The sequence below is a fragment of the Kitasatospora sp. NPDC059160 genome, assembly GCF_042755465.1.
GTDB lineage: Bacteria > Actinomycetota > Actinomycetes > Streptomycetales > Streptomycetaceae > Kitasatospora.
This window is the reverse complement of sequence record NZ_JBHZCN010000084.1, coordinates 1-16,838: the sequence shown is the minus strand read 5'-3', so window position 1 is coordinate 16,838 and position 16,838 is coordinate 1. Positions and strand designations below refer to the sequence as shown.

The window sequence follows — 16,838 nt, the reverse complement described above, 5'->3', positions numbered from 1 at the left end:
CGGGACGAGCAGGACGGGAGGTGAAGGGGCGTCAGTGCCCCTGCGACTCCTTCATCTTCTGCTTGACGGCCTGGTCCGCCAGGCTGCCGATCTGGCCCTGGCCGACCGGCAGCGAGCCGCCGCCGACCTGGTCGGCGATCAGGAATCCGGGGGCGGCCAGCAGCCCGCCGGGCCCCTCCCCGATGCCCGCGAGGGCGTGGGCGGAGCCGGCCGAGGAGGCGGTGGCGGCGAAGGCCGTGCCCATCAGGGCCAGGGCGGTGAGAACGCGCTTCGAGTTCTTCATGCCCGGCTCAACGAGCGAGCACGCACCGTGGTCACTCGGAGCAGTTGACGGGCCGCGCCCACGGGCGTACTCCGGGAACAGGGGGTTCTCGACAAGGAGGCACCCACCATGCTCGGTGACCGGATCGCGGAGTTGACCACCACGGAGAGCGGCCGACGGGTGCTGGCCACGGTCGGCGGGCCCGCACTGGAGGTGTCGATGACCGGCGTCGGCCAGGTGCTCGGCCACTCCGTCCGGGAGTTCGTCACCTACGAGTCCGAGCTGCGGCCCGACGGCTCGCTGTTCGGCGAGGGCCAGGGCGTCGGCATGACCGACAAGGGCGAGACCTACAGCTGGCACGGCAGCGGCATCGGCCACTTCACCCAGGGCGGGGCCGTCAGCTGGCGCGGCAGCATCTACTTCGAGAGCGCCGCCGACGCCTTCCTGCGCCTCAACGACCTGGTCGGCCTGTTCGAGTTCGACAACGAGCCCACCGGCGCGGGCCGGGCCGTGCTCTACGAATGGAAGTAGCCCGCCCACGTTCCGCGCGAAATGAGCGACACTGGAGGGTCTGCGTCAGACCCAGTCAGTCAGCCTGTCAGCCAGTGGAGGGCTCCCCCGCGTGAACGACGGACCGCTCATCGTCCAGAGCGACAAGACTCTCCTCCTGGAGATCGACCACCCCAAGGCCGCCGACTGCCGCCGCGCCATCGCCCCGTTCGCCGAGCTGGAGCGGGCGCCCGAGCACGTGCACACGTACCGGGTGACCCCGCTCGGGCTGTGGAACGCCCGGGCCGCCGGGCACGACGCCGAGCAGGTCGTCGACGCCCTGGTGAAGTACTCCCGCTACCCGGTGCCGCACGCCCTGCTGGTCGACGTGGCGGACACCATGGGCCGCTACGGCCGGCTCCAGCTGTCCAAGCACCCCACCCACGGGCTGGTGCTGACCACCACCGACCGCCCGGTCCTGGAGGAGGTGCTGCGCTCCAAGAAGATCGTCCCGCTGGTCGGCGCCCGGGTCGACCCCGACACCGTGGTGGTGCACCCCTCCGAACGCGGCCAGATCAAGCAGGTGCTGCTCAAACTCGGCTGGCCCGCCGAGGACTTCGCCGGCTACGTGGACGGCGAGGCGCACCCGATCGACCTGGACGAGGACGGCTGGCAGCTGCGCCCGTACCAGTCCCAGGCCGTCGAGGGCTTCTGGCACGGCGGCTCCGGCGTCGTGGTGCTGCCCTGCGGCGCCGGCAAGACGCTGGTCGGCGCCGCCGCCATGGCCCACGCCAAGTCGACCACGCTGATCCTGGTCACCAACACCGTCTCGGCCCGCCAGTGGAAGCACGAGCTGGTCAAGCGCACCTCGCTCACCGAGGACGAGATCGGCGAGTACAGCGGCACCCGGAAGGAGATCCGCCCGGTCACCATCGCCACCTACCAGGTGATGACGACCAAGCGGAAGGGCGTCTACGCCCACCTGGAGCTGTTCGACGCCCGCAACTGGGGCCTGGTGGTCTACGACGAGGTGCACCTGCTGCCCGCGCCGGTGTTCAAGTTCACCGCCGACCTCCAGGCCCGCCGCCGGCTCGGCCTGACCGCCACCCTGGTGCGCGAGGACGGCCGCGAGGGCGACGTGTTCAGCCTGATCGGCCCGAAGCGCTTCGACGCCCCGTGGAAGGAGATCGAGGCCCAGGGCTACATCGCGCCCGCCGACTGCTGCGAGGTGCGGGTCACCCTGACCGACTCCGAGCGGCTCGCCTACGCGACCGCCGAGCCGGAGGAGCGCTACCGCTTCTGCGCCACCACGGCGACCAAGCGGCGGGTGGTGGAGGCCCTGGTCAAGAAGCACGAGAAGGACCAGACGCTGATCATCGGCCAGTACATCGACCAGCTGGACGAGCTCGGCGAGGCCCTGGACGCGCCCGTGATCAAGGGCGAGACCAGCAACGCCCAGCGCGAGAAGCTCTTCGACGCCTTCCGGAACAAGGAGATCGGCGTCCTGGTCGTCTCCAAGGTCGCGAACTTCTCGATCGACCTGCCCGAGGCCACGGTGGCCATCCAGGTCTCCGGGACCTTCGGCTCCCGCCAGGAGGAGGCCCAGCGCCTCGGCCGGGTGCTGCGCCCCAAGGCGGACGGGCACTCGGCGCACTTCTACTCGGTGGTCGCCCGGGACACCGTGGACCAGGACTTCGCCGCCCACCGGCAGCGCTTCCTGGCCGAGCAGGGCTACGCCTACCGCATCATCGACGCGGACGACGTCCTCTAGCGGGCCTCAGTACCGGACACCGTCGCGCCCGAGGAAGATCACGCGCGCGGCGGTGTCCAGCGCGATCCCGACGTTGCGCACGGCGGTGCTCAGCGGGTTGCGGTGGCGGCCCTGGACGGCGGTCGCGCCGGCCGGGCCCGTACGGGGGTTGCGGTTCTCGGTGCTCATGTCTCCAACGGTAGGCACCCGGACGGCCCAGGGCATCACTCCGAAGGCCGTACCCACCAGGACGGACGTCCTCCTGCGGGTGTACGGGACCCCCGGCACCCCCTGAGACCTGCGGGGCTGGAACCCCGAGGCGCACGGGTCTAGGATCGTCCGTCTGCCCCCTCCCGAACCGTGGTACCTGGCGCGTTTTCCGCCGGCAGCCGGGGGAGGTGCCGACCGCACGGCAACCGGTCGGCTGTACCCCACCGTGAGCTCCATCGATCCGCTGCGCCCGCCTCCGGGGCAGCCGGGAAGGTTCGCTGTGCCCGCCACCCCCACCACCGACCCGCTCCAGCGCGAGCGCGACCACCTGGCCTCGTCCCGGTCCGCGCTGCGGGCGATGCGCGAGGACGTCCAGTCCCTCGACATCCGCGACGTGACCGGCACCTGGGTCACCGCCGTCATCCTGCAGAACCAGATCGAGGCCAGGATCGCCGCCCTGGCCGACCTCTCCGACACCCCGCTGTTCTTCGGCCGGCTCGACTACCTCCACGCGGTCAGCGAGGAACTCAGCGAGGGCGGCGGGGGCGAGAACTTCTACATCGGCCGCCGGCACGTCCACGACGCCGACGGCGACCCGATGGTGATCGACTGGCGCGCCCCGGTCTCCCAGCCGTTCTACCGGGCCAGCCGCAAGGACCCGATGGACGTCGAGCGCCGCCGCCGCTTCGGCTACACCGGCGGCGAGCTCACCGCCTACGAGGACGAGCACCTCACCGACCCCGCCGAGCAGGAGACCTCCTCCGCCCTGCTCGCGGCCGAGATCGAGAAGCCCCGCGTCGGCCCGATGCGCGACATCGTCGCCACCATCCAGCCCGAGCAGGACGAGATCGTCCGCTCCGACATCACGGGCACCATCTGCGTCCAGGGGGCGCCCGGCACCGGGAAGACCGCGGTCGGCCTGCACCGCGTCGCCTACCTGCTGTACGCCCACCGCGAGCGGCTGGCCCGGACCGGCACCCTGGTGATCGGGCCGAACAACGCCTTCCTCTCCTACATCGAGCAGGTCCTGCCGGCCCTCGGCGAGCTGGAGGTCGCCCAGGCCACCGTGCAGCAGCTGGTCGCCCACGTCGAGGTGCGGGGCGAGGACGACCCGGAGGCGGCCCGGCTCAAGGGCGACGCCCGGATGGCCGAGGTGCTCCGCCGGGCCGTACGGGCGGGCATCACGCTGCCCACCGAACCCTGCGTGGTGGTCCGCGGCTCCCGCCGCTGGCGTGTCCCGGCACACGAACTGATCGGGATCATCGAGGAGTTGAAGGCCCGCGAGGTCCGCTACGGCGCCGCCCGGGACGCCCTGCCGCAGCGCATCGCGCACACCGTGCTGCTCAAGATGGAGCAGGGCGGCGAGGCCCCGGACGACCGGGTGCAGGACGCGGTGGCCCGCAACGCCGCCGTCAAGGCCGTGGTCAAGGAGTGCTGGCCGGCCGTCGACCCGGCCAAGCTGGTGCTGCGGCTGCTCTCCGACCCGGAGTTCCTGGCCGCGTGCGCCGAGGGCGTGCTGACCGCCGAGGAGCAGCGGGCGGTGCTCTGGCCCAAGCCCGGCCGCTCGGTGAAGACCGCCCGCTGGACCCCCGCCGACGCCGTCCTGGTCGACGAGGCGACGGACCTCGTCCAGCGCACGCCCTCGCTCGGGCACGTGGTGCTGGACGAGGCCCAGGACCTCTCCCCCATGCAGTACCGCGCGGTCGGCCGCCGCTGCACCACCGGCTCGGCGACCGTCCTCGGCGACCTCGCCCAGGGCACCACCCCGTGGGCGACCGCGAGCTGGCCGGACGCCCTGCACCACCTGGGCAAGCCCGAGGCGCACGTGGAGGAGCTGACCAAGGGCTTCCGGGTGCCCGAGGAGGTCATCGCCTACGCCTCCCGGCTGCTGCCCGCGATCGCCCCGGGCCTGGCCCCGGCGACCTCCGTCCGCGACACCCCCGGCGCCCTGGAGATCCGCCCGGTCGACGGCGCGGAGCCGGACCTGGACGCGGCCGTCCTGGCGGCCTGCCGGGAGGCGCTGGAGCACGAGGGCTCGACCGGCCTGATCGCCGCCGACGCCCGGATCCCCCGGCTCGCCGAACTGCTCACCGCCGCCGGACTGGCGCACCTCTCCCCCGGCACCGAGACCAGCGCCGAGAGCCGGCTGACCCTCGTCCCCGCCTCACTGGCCAAGGGTCTGGAGTACGACTACGTGGTGCTGGACGAACCGGCCGCGGTGGTGGCCGGCGAGCCGGACGAGCGGACCGGCCTGCGCCGGCTGTACGTGGCGCTCACCCGTGCCGTCTCCGGCCTGACGGTGCTGCACGCCGAGCCGCTGCCGGAGCAGCTCGGGTAACGCGCGGAAGGGGCCGGTCCCGGCACCGGGACCGGCCCCTCCGACAGGGTCGGGCGCCTGGTTCAGGCGTCGATCATCGCCCGCCACTCGGCGACCTTGGCCGCGTCGACCGGCGTCAGCCAGCCGTCGGCCCGCACCGCGCCGCCGACGTGGAAGGCGTCGAAGCCCTCCGCCCGCAGCCCCTCGACGTGCTCGGCCCGCAGGCCGCCGCCGATCAGGATCCGCTGGGCGTACCCGGGCTCGCCCGCCCGGGCCAGCTCGGCGGACAGCACCTCCCGGCCGGCGTCCACCCCGGCGGCCGCGCCGGAGGTGAGGAAGGTGTCCAGCCCGGGCAGGGCCCCGACGGCGGCGCGCAGCGCGGCCCGGTCGGCGCTGTGGTCGATCGCCCGGTGGAAGGTCCAGCGGCAGCCGGCGATCGCCTCGGCGACGGCCGTGGTGGCGGCCAGGTCGACGGCGCCCCCGGCGTCCAGGAAGCCGAGCACGAACTCCTCGGCGCCCTCGGCCCGCAGCGCGGCGGCCCGGGCGCACAGCTCGTCGAGGTCGCCGGGGGCGAAGCCGTCCCGGATCCGGAGCATGACGCGCAGCGGGAGGTCGACGGCGGCCCGGATCCGGGCGAAGTCCTCGACGGAGGGGGTGAGTCCGTCGGCGGCCATGTCGGTGACCAGTTCGAGCCGGTCGGCGCCGCCGGACTCGGCTGCCTGGGCGTCCTGGGGCGTCAGCGCGATGACTTCGAAAATTGGTCTAGACATATCAGACAGCCTGCCACATCCCCCCGCCCCCGGCGAGACCCGCACCCCCGTTCCGGTCACGCCGGGAGCGGGGGTGCGGTCACGCCGGGGGGCGGGGACGCGGCAGGCCAGTGGTGGAGCCGGTCACACCCGTCCCGGCACCATCCCGAAGGACTCCTGCCGACCGAACCGCCGCTCCGCCAGCGCCACCAGGACCAGCACGGCCAGCACCGGCACCGCCACCGGCAACAGGTGCGAGACCCCGCGGGCCTCCCGCCAGATGTTGAACAGGCTGCCGGGCCCGGTCAGCACCAGCACCGCCAGCCCCACCGCGGCCGGCCCCGTCCGCCCGCGCAGCCCCGCGAAGGTCAGCAGGGTCGGGGCGAGCAGCAGCACCACGAACCACTGGAGGTCCAGCCGGAAGCTGGTGTCGTCCCAGTCCTGGACCACCTCCAGCACCCCGCCGACGACCGCCGAGGCCAGCACCAGAGCGGCGGTCCGCAGGTTCGGCCGGGGCAGCAGGTCGGTCGGCGCGACGGCCAGCAGCAGCGCGGCCACCACGAACGGCAGCGTGGCCATCCCGATGTAGCCGACCCACCAGACGTCGAGGCCGCCCGGCTCCCAGACGGCCCGGCCCAGGTCGTACAGCCCGATGGCGCCCAGCAGCAGCGCGGTGACCCGGACGGCCGTCCACCGCCCCAGCAGGGCCGCCACCCCGAGCAGCAGCGCGGCCGCCGGCGGGGCGAACGCCCGGACGTGGTTGCCGAAGGAGTCGTCCCAGGCGAGCCACCTGGTGGTCCGCTCCAGGTGGGCGGCCCAGGGCACCATGGTGGCCCCGACCGCCGCACCGGCGATCATCGGCGCCACCAGCGCGAGCAGCCGTCCGGCCGCCGACCCGCCGGTCAGCCCCAGCCGCACCCGCAGCCCGTACACCGCCAGGCCGAGCACCTCCCGGGCCAGGGCCACCCGGCCGCCCGCCGCCGTCGTGTCGGCGAACACCTCGGCCAGTTCCTCGCCGCGCTCGTGCCGGTAGCGCGCCGGGTAGAGCCGCAGCGCGGCCCGCAGCACCGCCGAGGGCGCGGGGCCGATCACCGGCATGGTCATGAGAGTCCTCCCCCCGTCGCGGGCCGTTCCCCGGCCCTGCCCGGCAGCATCGACCGGATCCTGGTCAGCCGCCGCTCCGCCTCGGTGGCCACGGCCCGCAACCGCCCGGCCTCGGCGGCCAGCGCGTCCCGGCCGGCCGCAGTCAGCGCGTAGCTGCGCCGGGCCCGGCCGTCCACCACCTCTTCGGCGGCGACCTCGATCAGGCCCTGGCCCAGCAGCCGGTCGAGGGCGCCGTACAGGGTGCCGGTACGCATCTTGACCCGGCCGTCCGAGATGGCGGCGACCTCCTGGATCAGCGCGTAGCCGTGTCTGGGCTGGTCGGCCAGGGCGGTGAGCAGCAGCAGCGTGGGCTCCTGCATGGAGCGTTCTGTCATACGACTACATATATCGTCAACCTACCTATAGGTCCAGCGCCGGCCCGTGCCGATCCGATCCGGTCCGACCCGCCTCGCCCCGACCCGACCCGCCACAATGTGCCCCATGCCGACCGAGGACCTGCTCACCGCCTGGACCGCCCTGCTGCACCGCTGCGGCGCCACCGACGACCCCGAGCCGTACGGCCGCGAACTGCTGCGCCGCTGGTCGGACCCGCGCCGCCGGTACCACACCGCCGAGCACCTGCGCGCCGTCCTGCGCCACGTCGACGCGCTCGCCGGGCACGCGGCCGACCCCGACACCGTCCGGCTCGCCGCCTGGTTCCACGACGCCGTGTACCGCCCCGACCGCACCGAGAACGAGGAGCGCAGCGCCGCCCTCGCCGTCCGCGCGCTGACCGCCGTCGGCCTGCCCGCCGAGCGCGTCGCCGAGGTCGAACGGCTGGTCCTGCTCACCGTCGGCCACGCCCCGGCCCCCGGCGACCGCGACGGCGAGGTGCTCTGCGACGCGGACCTCGCCGTCCTCGGCGGCACCCCCGAGGCCTACGCGGCGTACGCGGCCGCCGTTCGGGAGGAGTACGCCTTCGTCCCCGAGCCGGACTTCCGCACCGGCCGCGCCGCCGTCCTGCGCCACCTGCTGGCGCTCCCGGCCCTCTACCGCACCCCCGACGCCCACCGGCGCCTCGCCGAACCGGCCCGCACCAACCTCACCACCGAACTCCAGCGCCTGGAGGACTAGGGCCTGTCCGGCGGATCTTGCCAGGCGCGCGACGCCGGGCATCCCGCCTGGACGCACGCCCGAATCGCCCAAGTACGTCCAGTACGAGGCCGACTCGGGCGCACGCCCAGCCGGGCGCCCAACGCCGCGCGCTGATCTGCCAAGATCCGCCGGACAGGCCCTAACCCAGCTCCCCCACCGGCGCCACCACGGCCCCCTGCTTGCCGCACACCCAGTGCGGCTCCGGCCCCAGCTCGGGCTCCACGCTCAGCGCGTGCGGGTCCCCGTCGGCCGCGCAGCCGGTGCACAGCGGCCACCGGCCGTACGCCTCCAGCAGCGCGTCCTGGACGTCCTGGGCGACCAGCCCGAGCACGTACTCGGTGCCGTCCGGCCACTGCTCCAGCCACCAGCGGCGGTGGGTGACGGCCTGTTCCACCAGCGAGACGACGGCGGCGTCCGCCACGTCCCGCGCAGTGAGGTCGGCCAGGATCCGGGCCCGGGCGTTGTGCAGGGCGGTCTCGATGTCGTCGGAAGCCATCCGTCCATTCTCCGCGGCCCGCCCGTGGCTTCAAAACGGATCCGGGACCGCAACGCCCCGGAGCCGGAACGCCCCGGGGCGGAAACGCCGCGTGGGCGGCCCCCCGAAGGGAACCGCCCACGCGGACGAGGATCAGCCGATCCGATCGGAGTCCGATCAGGATCAGAAGTCCATGTCACCGCCCGGCATGCCGCCGCCGGCGGCCGCGGCGGCCTTCTCCGGCTTGTCGGCGATGACGGCCTCGGTGGTGAGGAACAGCGCCGCGATGGACGCGGCGTTCTGCAGCGCGGAGCGGGTGACCTTGGCCGGGTCGATGATGCCCGCGGCGACCAGGTCGACGTACTCGTTGGTGGCGGCGTTCAGGCCGTGACCGGCGGGGAGGTTGCGCACCTTCTCCACCACGACGCCACCCTCCAGGCCGGCGTTGGTCGCGATCTGCTTGATCGGGGCCTCCAGCGCGACCTTGACGATGTTGGCACCGGTGGCCTCGTCGCCCTCCAGCTCCAGCTTGTCGAAGGCGACACCGGCCTGCAGCAGCGCGACGCCACCACCGGCGACGATGCCCTCCTCGACGGCGGCCTTGGCGTTGCGGACGGCGTCCTCGATGCGGTGCTTGCGCTCCTTGAGCTCCACCTCGGTGGCCGCGCCGGCCTTGATGACGGCCACGCCGCCGGCCAGCTTGGCGAGGCGCTCCTGGAGCTTCTCGCGGTCGTAGTCCGAGTCGCTGTTCTCGATCTCGGCGCGGATCTGGTTCACGCGGCCGGCGACCTGGTCGCTGTCGCCGCCACCGTCGACGATGGTGGTCTCGTCCTTGGTGATGACCACCTTGCGGGCGGTGCCCAGCAGGTCGATGCCGGCGTTCTCCAGCTTGAGGCCGACCTCCTCGGAGATCACGGTGCCACCGGTGAGGATGGCGATGTCGCCGAGCATGGCCTTGCGGCGGTCGCCGAAGCCCGGGGCCTTGACGGCGACGGACTTGAAGGTGCCGCGGATCTTGTTCACGACCAGGGTCGACAGGGCCTCGCCCTCGACGTCCTCGGCGATGATGACGAGCGGCTTGCCGCTCTGCATGACCTTCTCCAGCAGCGGGAGCAGGTCCTTGACCGAGCCGATCTTGGAGTTGGCGATGAGGATGTACGGGTCCTCGAACGTCGCCTCCATGCGCTCCAGGTCGGTGGCGAAGTAGGCGGAGATGTAGCCCTTGTCGAAGCGCATGCCCTCGGTGAGCTCGAGCTCCAGACCGAAGGTGTTGCTCTCCTCGACGGTGATGACGCCTTCCTTGCCGACCTTGTCCATGGCCTCGGCGATGAGCTCGCCGATCTGGGTGTCAGCGGCGGAGATGGAGGCGGTGGAGGCGATCTGCTCCTTGGTCTCCACGTCCTTGGCCTGGGCCAGCAGCTGGTCCGAGACGGCGGCCACGGCCTTCTCGATACCGCGCTTGAGGGCCATCGGGTTGGCGCCGGCGGCGACGTTGCGCAGACCCTCGCGAACCAGGGCCTGGGCGAGCACGGTGGCGGTGGTGGTGCCGTCACCCGCGACGTCGTCCGTCTTCTTGGCGACCTCCTTGACGAGCTCCGCGCCGATCTTCTCGTAGGGGTCCTCGAGCTCGATCTCCTTGGCGATGGAGACACCGTCGTTGGTGATCGTGGGGGCGCCCCACTTCTTCTCCAGCACGACGTTGCGGCCCTTGGGGCCGAGCGTGACCTTCACCGCGTCGGCGAGCTGGTTCATGCCACGCTCAAGGCCGCGGCGAGCTTCCTCATCAAAGGCGATGATCTTGGCCATCAGAAGTGGTCCTCCGGGACACGGTCGACTGCTCGGACCAAGGGGTGCCCGCGACGGACGGCCCTGGTGTGCGGAGGTCCATTCCCCTGCCGCTCCCGGGGGCCTCACCGACCCGGTCCGCTGTCACTCTCACACTGTGAGTGCTAACGCCAATGATTAGCACTCCGGGTGGTCGAGTGCAAGCCCCACGGCCGACCCGCGAGCCGCCGCCCACCTCCGCCCGCCCCCGCCCGGCACCCCGGACGGCCCGGCGCGGGAACGCGAACGGGCCCGTACGACGCGTGTCGTACGGGCCCGTCGAGAAGCGAGTGGTCACCAGCCGTGGGCCGCGCCGAGCTCCTGGGTTCCGGAAGAGGTCAGACCGCCGCGCGGACCATGTCCGCCTGCGGGCCCTTCTGTCCCTGGGAGATCTCGAACTCGACCCGCTGGCCCTCCTCGAGGGTGCGGTAGCCGTCCATCTGGATCGCGCTGTAGTGGACGAAGACGTCCGCACCACCGTCGACCGCGATGAAGCCGTAGCCCTTCTCCGCGTTGAACCACTTGACGGTGCCCTGAGCCATTCCAAACTCCCCTAGTGCTGTGCTGGCCCTTCACGGGCCAGCAGGTCGCGGGCCCGGGTCTGGTTTGAAGGCCGGCCCGGGGAACCCCCCCTGGACGCAGCCGTGCACGCCGCAATCCTCCGCACGGGGGCGCCGGACGGCTTCCGTGAGCGGTTGATTACGTCGACCGCCGCTGAATGTATCCGGATCGACGCCCTCTGCAACAGGGTCCGCCGCCGGGAATTCCGCAGCCCCGTCGAGAGACAAGAGCGAACAAACCGGGAGGAAATCGGCAATTAGCGCCGGACATAGCGGACGAATTACTCAAATGCCTGCAGGAATTCTGACATCTGCCTGACATGTTTCACCGCCCGGGCCCCGGGCCGGTCTCAGCGCCCGGACGGGCTCCGGCGAAGCACCCACCGCCGGAAGGGGAAGCCCTGTTCCCAGCAGAGCCACACTCTACTCCGACTCGGACCGAAAATATTCCCACCGAAATGCCGACGGCCGTCCGCGCGTACGGAGAGCGGAATTCCGTACGCGCGGACGGCCGGGAAGCGGGAACGGCTCAGCAGCCGCCGGCCACCGCCGGAATGATCGAAACGCTCGCACCGTCCGCGATCCCGGTCGCCAGGCCCTCGGCGAACCGCACGTCGTCGTCGTTCACGTACACGTTGACGAAGCGGCGCAGCTTGCCGGTGTCGTCCAGGATCCGGGCCGCGATGCCCGCGTGGTTGCGCTCCAGGTCGGCGATGACCTCGCCCAGGGTGGCCCCCTCGGCGGGCACCTCGGCCGCACCGCCGGTGTAGGTGCGCAGGATGGTGGGGATGCGGACGTTGGCGCTCATGACTCTCCTAGCGGGGTGGGGGGTGGATCAGACGGACGCGAGGCCGGCGGCGTGGAAGGAGTCCAGCGTCGGGCGGATGACGGCGGTCATGCCCGCCTCGGAGACGGCGTCCAGCGTCTTCAGGCCGTCCCCGGTGTTGATCGCGACGGTCTCCTTGGACGGGTCCAGCTGACCGGTCTCCACGAGCTTCTTCAGCACACCGACGGTCACCCCGCCCGCGGTCTCCGCGAAGATCCCCTCGGTCCGGGCCAGCAGCCGGATCGCCGCCACCACCTCCGCGTCCGTGACGTCCTCCACCGCGCCGCCGGTCCGGCGGGCGATGTCCAGCACGTACGGGCCGTCCGCCGGGTTGCCGATCGCCAGCGACTTGGCGATGGTGTCCGGCTTCACCGGCCTGATCACGTCCCGGCCGGCCTTGAACGCCGCCGACACCGGCGAGCAGCCCTCCGCCTGGGCGCCGAAGATCCGGTACGGCCGGTCCTCCACCAGGCCCAGCTTGATCAGCTCCTGCAGACCCTTGTCGATCTTCGTCAGCTGCGAGCCCGAGGCGATCGGGATGACGATCTGCTCCGGCAGCCGCCAGCCGAGCTGCTCGCAGATCTCGTACGCCAGCGTCTTGGAGCCCTCGCCGTAGTACGGCCGCAGATTGACGTTGACGAAGCCCCAGCCCTCGCCGGCCGGGTCCCCGATCAGCTCCGAGCAGAACCGGTTCACGTCGTCGTAGTTGCCCTCGATGCCGACCAGCTCACCGCCGTACACCCCGGCCATCACGACCTTGCCCTGCTCCAGGTCGTGCGGGATGAACACGCAGGAGCGGAACCCGGCCCGGGCCGCCGCCGCACCCACCGCACCGGCCAGGTTGCCGGTCGACGAGCAGGACAGCGTGGTGTAGCCGAACGCCCGGGCCGCCTCGATCGCGCAGGCCACCACCCGGTCCTTGAACGAGTGCGTCGGGTTGCCCGAGTCGTCCTTGACGTGCAGCTGCGCGGTGAACCCGAGCTCCCGGCCCAGGTTGTCCGCCTTCACCAGCGGGGTCCAGCCGGGGTTCAGGTTGGGCTTCGAGGCGACGTCGGCCGGCACCGGCAGCAGCGGCGCGTACCGCCAGATGGACGCGGGGCCGGACTCGATCCGCCTGCGCAGCTCCTCGGCGCGCTCGCCGCCGAACTCGTAGGCGATCTCCAGCGGCCCGAAGCACTCCACACAGGCGAAGCTGGGGCCGAGCGGGAAGCGGGTTCCGCACTCCCGACAGGACAGGGCGGCGGCGGGGCCGAGGTCGACGGAAACAGGTGCGGCGATGTCGATAGCCATGATGGCGGAGGCCTCTCTCCTCATCTTCCCCGCGGCGCGGTCGCGCCACAGGCCGGAATTGGCACCTGTCCCGCCGGGGCCTGTCAACGACAGCCGAGCGAGAAGGTTGCCGGGACGTCAACGGGCCGTTCCCTCAGTCCCTCTGGATGAGCTTGTGAAATTGTGGTGGTGCGCAGCGGCGACCCCGGCGTGCAAAGGTCCGACCGCTGTACGAAGACTGTATCCGAAGGCGCCAACCCTGAACGGGACCGTCCGCCAAGCGAGATGACCCGTCCCACCCGATCCCGCCGAGGAGAGTCACCGTGCCCGCCGAACCGACCCACGCCCTCCTCCCACAGGCGGCGTCCTGGCTCCGCCGCCGCTCGTGGAGCGCGGCCGAGCGGCCGGTCGACGCCCTCCTCGCCGCCAAACGGCGCACCGGCCGGACGGTCAGCGTCGTCCTCCCCGCCCTCGACGAGGAGGCCACCGTCGGCGACATCGTCCGCACCGTCCGGCGCGAGCTCATGGACCGGATCCCGCTCGTCGACGAACTCGTCGTGGTCGACTCCGGCTCCACCGACGCCACCGCCGCCTTCGCCGCCGAGGCCGGCGCCCGGGTGGAACACCGCGACCGGATCCTCCCCCGGCTGCCCGCCGTCCCCGGCAAGGGCGAGGTGCTCTGGCGCTCCCTGCTGGTCACCCACGGCGACATCGTCTGCTTCATCGACGCCGACCTGCGCGAGTTCGACCCGGCCTTCGTCTCCGGCATCGTCGGCCCGCTGCTCACCGACCCCGACATCCACCTGGTCAAGGCCATGTACGACCGCCCGCTCGAGACCGAAAGCGGCGCGATCGTCCCGGCCGGCGGCGGCCGGGTCACCGAACTCGTCGCCCGCCCCCTGCTCAACCTCCACTGGCCGGAACTCGCCGGCTTCGTCCAGCCCCTCGGCGGCGAGTACGCGGCCCGCCGCTCACTGCTCGAACGGCTGCCCTTCCCCACCGGCTACGGCGTCGAACTCGGCCTCCTGGTCGACGCCCTGGACCAGGTCGGCCTCGACGCGCTGGCCCAGGTCGACGTCGGCGTGCGGCACCACCGCCACCAGGACGGCCAGGCCCTCGGCCGGATGGCCGCCACCATCTACCGCACCGCCCTGGAACGCCTCGACCGCTCCCACCGCCTCAAGGCCTCCGCCGACCTCGTCCACCCCCACCTCACCCAGTTCACCCGCGACCCCCACACCCGCGCCTTCACCGCCCACACCCACCCCGTGACGGCCCTGGAACGCCCCCCGATGCACACCGTCCCGGAATACGCCACCCGCCGCTGACGGGTTTGCCGCCCCGACCCCCCGGCAACATCCCAACCATGGGCGATCTCACGACCGAACGTTCGAGTGCGACCGGAACCGCCCCCGTCCTGGTGGCCTCCAACCGGGGACCGGTGTCCTTCGGCACCGCCGACGACGGCACGCTGACCCTGCGCCGCGGCGGCGGGGGCCTGGTCTCCGGCCTGTCCGCGATCGACGACCCCACCGCCGTCTGGGTCTGCGCCGCGCTAAGCGACGCCGACCGCAGAGCCGCCCGGGAGGCCCCCGCCGGCCGCCTCGACCTCGCCGGGCACGAGGTCGGCGGACAGGCCGTACGGATGCTCGACATCGACCCGGAGACCTTCGCCCGCGCCTACAACGGCGTCGCCAACTCCACCCTCTGGTTCGTCCACCACCTGCTCTACGCGACCCCCACCGCGCCCTCCTTCGACGCCGGCTTCCGCACCGAGTGGGCCGCCTACCGGGCGTACAACGCCGCCTTCGCCGACGCCCTCGCCGCCGAGGCCGCCCCGGGAGCCGCCGTCCTGGTCCAGGACTACCACCTCTCCCTCACCCCGGCGCTGCTCCGCGAAGCCCGCCCCGACCTGCGGATCGGCCACTTCTCCCACACCCCGTGGGCGCCGCCCGAGTACTACCGGCTGCTCCCCGACGACGTCGCCCGGGCCGTCCTGACCGGCATCCTCGGCGCCGACCGGGCCGGCTTCCTCACCGAACGCTGGGCCCGCGCCTTCGCCGCCTGCTGCGAGGACCTGCTCGGCGCCGCCTTCGACCCTGCCGCCCTCACCGTCACCCACGAGGGCCGCACCACCCACCTGGGTGTGCACGCCCTGGGCGCCGACGCCGACTTCCTGCGCGAACGCGCCCACCGCCCCGACGTCGACGAACGCCTCGCCGCCCTCCGGGCCGCCGTCGGCGACCGCCGCACCATCGTCCGGGTCGACCGCACCGAGCTGAGCAAGAACATCGTCCGCGGCCTCCAGGCCTACCGGCACCTGCTCCGCACCCGCCCCGAGTGGCACGACCGGGTGGTCCACATCGCCTTCGCCTACCCGTCCCGGACCGACCTCGCCGAGTACCGCGACTACACCGCCGCCGTCGAACGCCTCGCGACCGCCATCAACGCCGAGTTCGCCACCCCCGCCTGGCAGCCCCTGATCCTGCACGTCAACGACGACTTCCCGCGCAGCCTCGCCGCCTACCGCCTCGCCGACGTGGCCCTCGTCAACCCGATCCGGGACGGCATGAACCTGGTCGCCAAGGAGGTCCCGGTGGTCTCCGACCACGGCTGCGCCCTCGTCCTGTCCCGCGAGGCCGGCGCCCACGCCGAACTCGGCGACGACGCCCTCACCGTCAACCCGTACGACGTCATCGCCACCGCCGAGGCCCTGCACACCGGCCTCACCATGAGCCCCGGGGAACGCGCCGACCGCACCAAGCGCCTGGCCGCCGCGGCCACCGCGCTCCCCCCGCAGCAGTGGTTCCTCGACCAGCTCAACGCCCTCTGAGGGCCTCCCCCAGCGCCCCCAACAGCTCCACCACCCCGTCGGGCCCGTCGACCACCACGTCCGCCAGGTCGGCGAGCTCCCGCACCGGCGCGTCCCCCACCGCGCCGGCACACACCAACAGCCCGGCCAGCCCCTGCCCCCGCAACTCCTCCACCGCCCGGAACGCCGCCACGTCCCCCAGGTCGTCCCCCGCGTACAGCACCGCCCGCGCCCCGCGCTCGCGCAGGAACCCGGTCAGCGCCGCCCCCTTGTCCACCCCCGGCGGCCGCAACTCCAGCACCAGCCGCCCGGGCTCCACCACCAGCCCGTACTCGGCCGCCAACTCCCCCACCGGCCCGCGCAACGACTCCAGCGCCCGCTCCGGCTCCGCCGTACGCCGCGTGTGCACCGCCACCGAGCGCCCCTTGTCCTCCACCCACGTCCCCTCGGGCGCCCCCACCCGCTCCAACACCCCCGGCAACGCGCCCCGCACCCCCGCCACCCCCGGATGCACCTCCGGCGCCGAGAGCTCACCCGCCTCCCACCGCTCGGCCCCGTAGTGCCCCAGCACCACCAGCCCCGGCACCCCGGCGAACCCCCCGTACTCCGCCGCCAACCCCGCCGGCCGCCCGGTCACGACCACGACGGCCCCCACCACCGCCGCCAACCCCCGCAACGCCCCCACCACGCCCGGATGCGCCCGCGCCCGCGAGGGATCCGCCACGATCGGCGCCAACGTCCCGTCGAAGTCCAGGGCGACCACCGCCTCACCGGGCGCCGCCAGCACCGCCCGCAACCCGTCCCGCCCGGCCTCGCTCGCCGGCACCACCATCTCGTCAAGACCCATACCGACACCCATACCCCGCCCCCAAGGACGCACCCACCCACCAACACCCGCGCCCCCACCAACACCCACCCCCCACCCACCTCCCCACCCGACCGAGGCGAGAGGGACGCGCTGCGGGAGGGGGCGGTGGAGGGGGTGGGTGCGGAGAGGGGCGTTGCGGGTGATTTTCAGACCGCCAACGGTCTCAACCCCCCTCGATGAGGGTCGGCG

Annotated in this window: 17 protein-coding genes and 1 riboswitch; of the genes, 6 read left to right on the top strand and 11 right to left on the bottom strand. The window is 72.9% G+C overall.

Translation table 11 applies throughout. The features are described from left to right. Window positions 1–31: 31 nt before the first annotated feature. Window positions 32–283: a hypothetical protein gene (locus ACFXOZ_RS30305; protein ID WP_375888668.1), complete on the bottom strand. Its 252-nt coding sequence runs from the start codon at window positions 281–283 to the stop codon at window positions 32–34. A 108-nt stretch (window positions 284–391) separates the two neighbouring features. Between ACFXOZ_RS30305 and ACFXOZ_RS30300 the strand changes: the two genes are divergently transcribed. Further along, on the top strand, window positions 392–793 hold the full coding sequence (locus ACFXOZ_RS30300; RefSeq protein WP_375888670.1) for a hypothetical protein: 402 nt from the start codon (window positions 392–394) through the stop codon (window positions 791–793). A 91-nt stretch (window positions 794–884) separates the two neighbouring features. Then, window positions 885–2,522 (top strand): DNA repair helicase XPB, encoded by a 1,638-nt coding sequence (locus ACFXOZ_RS30295; RefSeq protein ID WP_375888672.1) that lies wholly within the window; start codon window positions 885–887, stop codon window positions 2,520–2,522. Between the two features lie 6 nt (window positions 2,523–2,528). Here ACFXOZ_RS30295 and ACFXOZ_RS30290 read toward each other — a convergent pair whose 3' ends face one another. Continuing rightward, the gene (locus ACFXOZ_RS30290) at window positions 2,529–2,690 is read right to left on the bottom strand and encodes a hypothetical protein (protein ID WP_375888673.1); all 162 of its coding nucleotides are present in this window, start codon (window positions 2,688–2,690) and stop codon (window positions 2,529–2,531) included. A gap of 301 nt (window positions 2,691–2,991) precedes the next feature. Here ACFXOZ_RS30290 and ACFXOZ_RS30285 point away from each other — a divergent pair, with 301 nt between their 5' ends. After that, window positions 2,992–5,049 carry a HelD family protein gene (locus ACFXOZ_RS30285; protein WP_375888675.1) on the top strand — a complete coding sequence of 686 codons (2,058 nt, stop codon included), beginning with the start codon at window positions 2,992–2,994 and terminating at the stop codon, window positions 5,047–5,049. Between the two features lie 62 nt (window positions 5,050–5,111). Here the strand turns inward: ACFXOZ_RS30285 and ACFXOZ_RS30280 are convergent, their stop codons facing one another. The 3 genes from ACFXOZ_RS30280 to ACFXOZ_RS30270 form a co-directional block, all read right to left on the bottom strand. Next, window positions 5,112–5,798: a copper homeostasis protein CutC gene (locus tag ACFXOZ_RS30280; protein WP_375888678.1), complete on the bottom strand. Its 687-nt coding sequence runs from the start codon at window positions 5,796–5,798 to the stop codon at window positions 5,112–5,114. Window positions 5,799–5,921: 123 nt separating this feature from the next. Further along, on the bottom strand, window positions 5,922–6,881 hold the full coding sequence (locus ACFXOZ_RS30275; RefSeq protein WP_375888679.1) for a hypothetical protein: 960 nt from the start codon (window positions 6,879–6,881) through the stop codon (window positions 5,922–5,924). Beyond that, entirely contained in the window at window positions 6,878–7,255 is a 378-nt protein-coding gene (locus ACFXOZ_RS30270) for a PadR family transcriptional regulator (RefSeq protein WP_375888681.1), read from the bottom strand. The genes ACFXOZ_RS30275 and ACFXOZ_RS30270 overlap by 4 nt, the downstream gene beginning before the upstream one ends. A 106-nt stretch (window positions 7,256–7,361) precedes the next feature. On the opposite strand from ACFXOZ_RS30270, the gene ACFXOZ_RS30265 reads away from it, so the two are divergent. Continuing rightward, a complete protein-coding gene (locus ACFXOZ_RS30265) occupies window positions 7,362–7,994 on the top strand; it encodes a hypothetical protein (protein ID WP_380526327.1) in 633 nt (210 codons plus the stop codon). 160 nt (window positions 7,995–8,154) lie between these two features. Here the strand turns inward: ACFXOZ_RS30265 and ACFXOZ_RS30260 are convergent, their stop codons facing one another. The 5 genes from ACFXOZ_RS30260 to thrC form a co-directional block, all read right to left on the bottom strand. Then, complete coding sequence (locus ACFXOZ_RS30260; RefSeq protein ID WP_380530512.1) at window positions 8,155–8,511, bottom strand: hypothetical protein; 357 nt, start codon at window positions 8,509–8,511, stop codon at window positions 8,155–8,157. A gap of 162 nt (window positions 8,512–8,673) precedes the next feature. Continuing rightward, window positions 8,674–10,296 carry a chaperonin GroEL gene (gene groL, locus ACFXOZ_RS30255; protein ID WP_375888688.1) on the bottom strand — a complete coding sequence of 541 codons (1,623 nt, stop codon included), beginning with the start codon at window positions 10,294–10,296 and terminating at the stop codon, window positions 8,674–8,676. Window positions 10,297–10,652: 356 nt separating this feature from the next. Further along, window positions 10,653–10,856, bottom strand: coding sequence for a cold-shock protein (locus ACFXOZ_RS30250; RefSeq protein ID WP_030289665.1), 204 nt, complete (start codon window positions 10,854–10,856; stop codon window positions 10,653–10,655). A 547-nt stretch (window positions 10,857–11,403) separates the two neighbouring features. Beyond that, window positions 11,404–11,682, bottom strand: a complete 279-nt coding sequence (locus tag ACFXOZ_RS30245; protein WP_375888691.1) for a MoaD/ThiS family protein — start codon at window positions 11,680–11,682, stop codon at window positions 11,404–11,406. Between the two features lie 27 nt (window positions 11,683–11,709). Further along, a complete protein-coding gene (thrC, locus tag ACFXOZ_RS30240) occupies window positions 11,710–12,990 on the bottom strand; it encodes a threonine synthase (protein WP_380530517.1) in 1,281 nt (426 codons plus the stop codon). Window positions 12,991–13,007: 17 nt separating this feature from the next. Further along, window positions 13,008–13,143: riboswitch (SAM riboswitch) on the bottom strand. Window positions 13,144–13,292: 149 nt separating this feature from the next. Here thrC and ACFXOZ_RS30235 point away from each other — a divergent pair. Both ACFXOZ_RS30235 and ACFXOZ_RS30230 read left to right on the top strand, forming a co-directional pair. Next, entirely contained in the window at window positions 13,293–14,297 is a 1,005-nt protein-coding gene (locus ACFXOZ_RS30235) for a glucosyl-3-phosphoglycerate synthase (RefSeq protein WP_380593365.1), read from the top strand. A gap of 38 nt (window positions 14,298–14,335) precedes the next feature. Further along, window positions 14,336–15,802: a trehalose-6-phosphate synthase gene (locus tag ACFXOZ_RS30230; protein WP_380593364.1), complete on the top strand. Its 1,467-nt coding sequence runs from the start codon at window positions 14,336–14,338 to the stop codon at window positions 15,800–15,802. Here the strand turns inward: ACFXOZ_RS30230 and otsB are convergent. Then, window positions 15,789–16,628, bottom strand: coding sequence for a trehalose-phosphatase (gene otsB / locus ACFXOZ_RS30225; protein ID WP_380593363.1), 840 nt, complete (start codon window positions 16,626–16,628; stop codon window positions 15,789–15,791). The two genes, ACFXOZ_RS30230 and otsB, sit on opposite strands and share 14 nt — an antisense overlap. Between the last annotated feature and the right edge of the window lie 210 nt (window positions 16,629–16,838).

Bases quoted from the DNA above. Each gene is read 5' to 3' on its own strand.
- ACFXOZ_RS30305 (WP_375888668.1), bottom strand. From the start codon at position 283: ATGAAGAACTCGAAGCGCGTTCTCACCGCCCTGGCCCTGATGGGCACG.
- ACFXOZ_RS30300 (WP_375888670.1), top strand. From the start codon at position 392: ATGCTCGGTGACCGGATCGCGGAGTTGACCACCACGGAGAGCGGCCGA.
- ACFXOZ_RS30290 (WP_375888673.1), bottom strand. From the start codon at position 2,690: ATGAGCACCGAGAACCGCAACCCCCGTACGGGCCCGGCCGGCGCGACC.
- ACFXOZ_RS30280 (WP_375888678.1), bottom strand. From the start codon at position 5,798: ATGTCTAGACCAATTTTCGAAGTCATCGCGCTGACGCCCCAGGACGCC.
- ACFXOZ_RS30275 (WP_375888679.1), bottom strand. From the start codon at position 6,881: ATGACCATGCCGGTGATCGGCCCCGCGCCCTCGGCGGTGCTGCGGGCC.
- ACFXOZ_RS30270 (WP_375888681.1), bottom strand. From the start codon at position 7,255: ATGACAGAACGCTCCATGCAGGAGCCCACGCTGCTGCTGCTCACCGCC.
- ACFXOZ_RS30265 (WP_380526327.1), top strand. From the start codon at position 7,362: ATGCCGACCGAGGACCTGCTCACCGCCTGGACCGCCCTGCTGCACCGC.
- ACFXOZ_RS30260 (WP_380530512.1), bottom strand. From the start codon at position 8,511: ATGGCTTCCGACGACATCGAGACCGCCCTGCACAACGCCCGGGCCCGG.
- groL (WP_375888688.1), bottom strand. From the start codon at position 10,296: ATGGCCAAGATCATCGCCTTTGATGAGGAAGCTCGCCGCGGCCTTGAG.
- ACFXOZ_RS30250 (WP_030289665.1), bottom strand. From the start codon at position 10,856: ATGGCTCAGGGCACCGTCAAGTGGTTCAACGCGGAGAAGGGCTACGGC.
- ACFXOZ_RS30245 (WP_375888691.1), bottom strand. From the start codon at position 11,682: ATGAGCGCCAACGTCCGCATCCCCACCATCCTGCGCACCTACACCGGC.
- thrC (WP_380530517.1), bottom strand. From the start codon at position 12,990: ATGGCTATCGACATCGCCGCACCTGTTTCCGTCGACCTCGGCCCCGCC.
- ACFXOZ_RS30230 (WP_380593364.1), top strand. From the start codon at position 14,336: ATGGGCGATCTCACGACCGAACGTTCGAGTGCGACCGGAACCGCCCCC.
- otsB (WP_380593363.1), bottom strand. From the start codon at position 16,628: ATGGGTCTTGACGAGATGGTGGTGCCGGCGAGCGAGGCCGGGCGGGAC.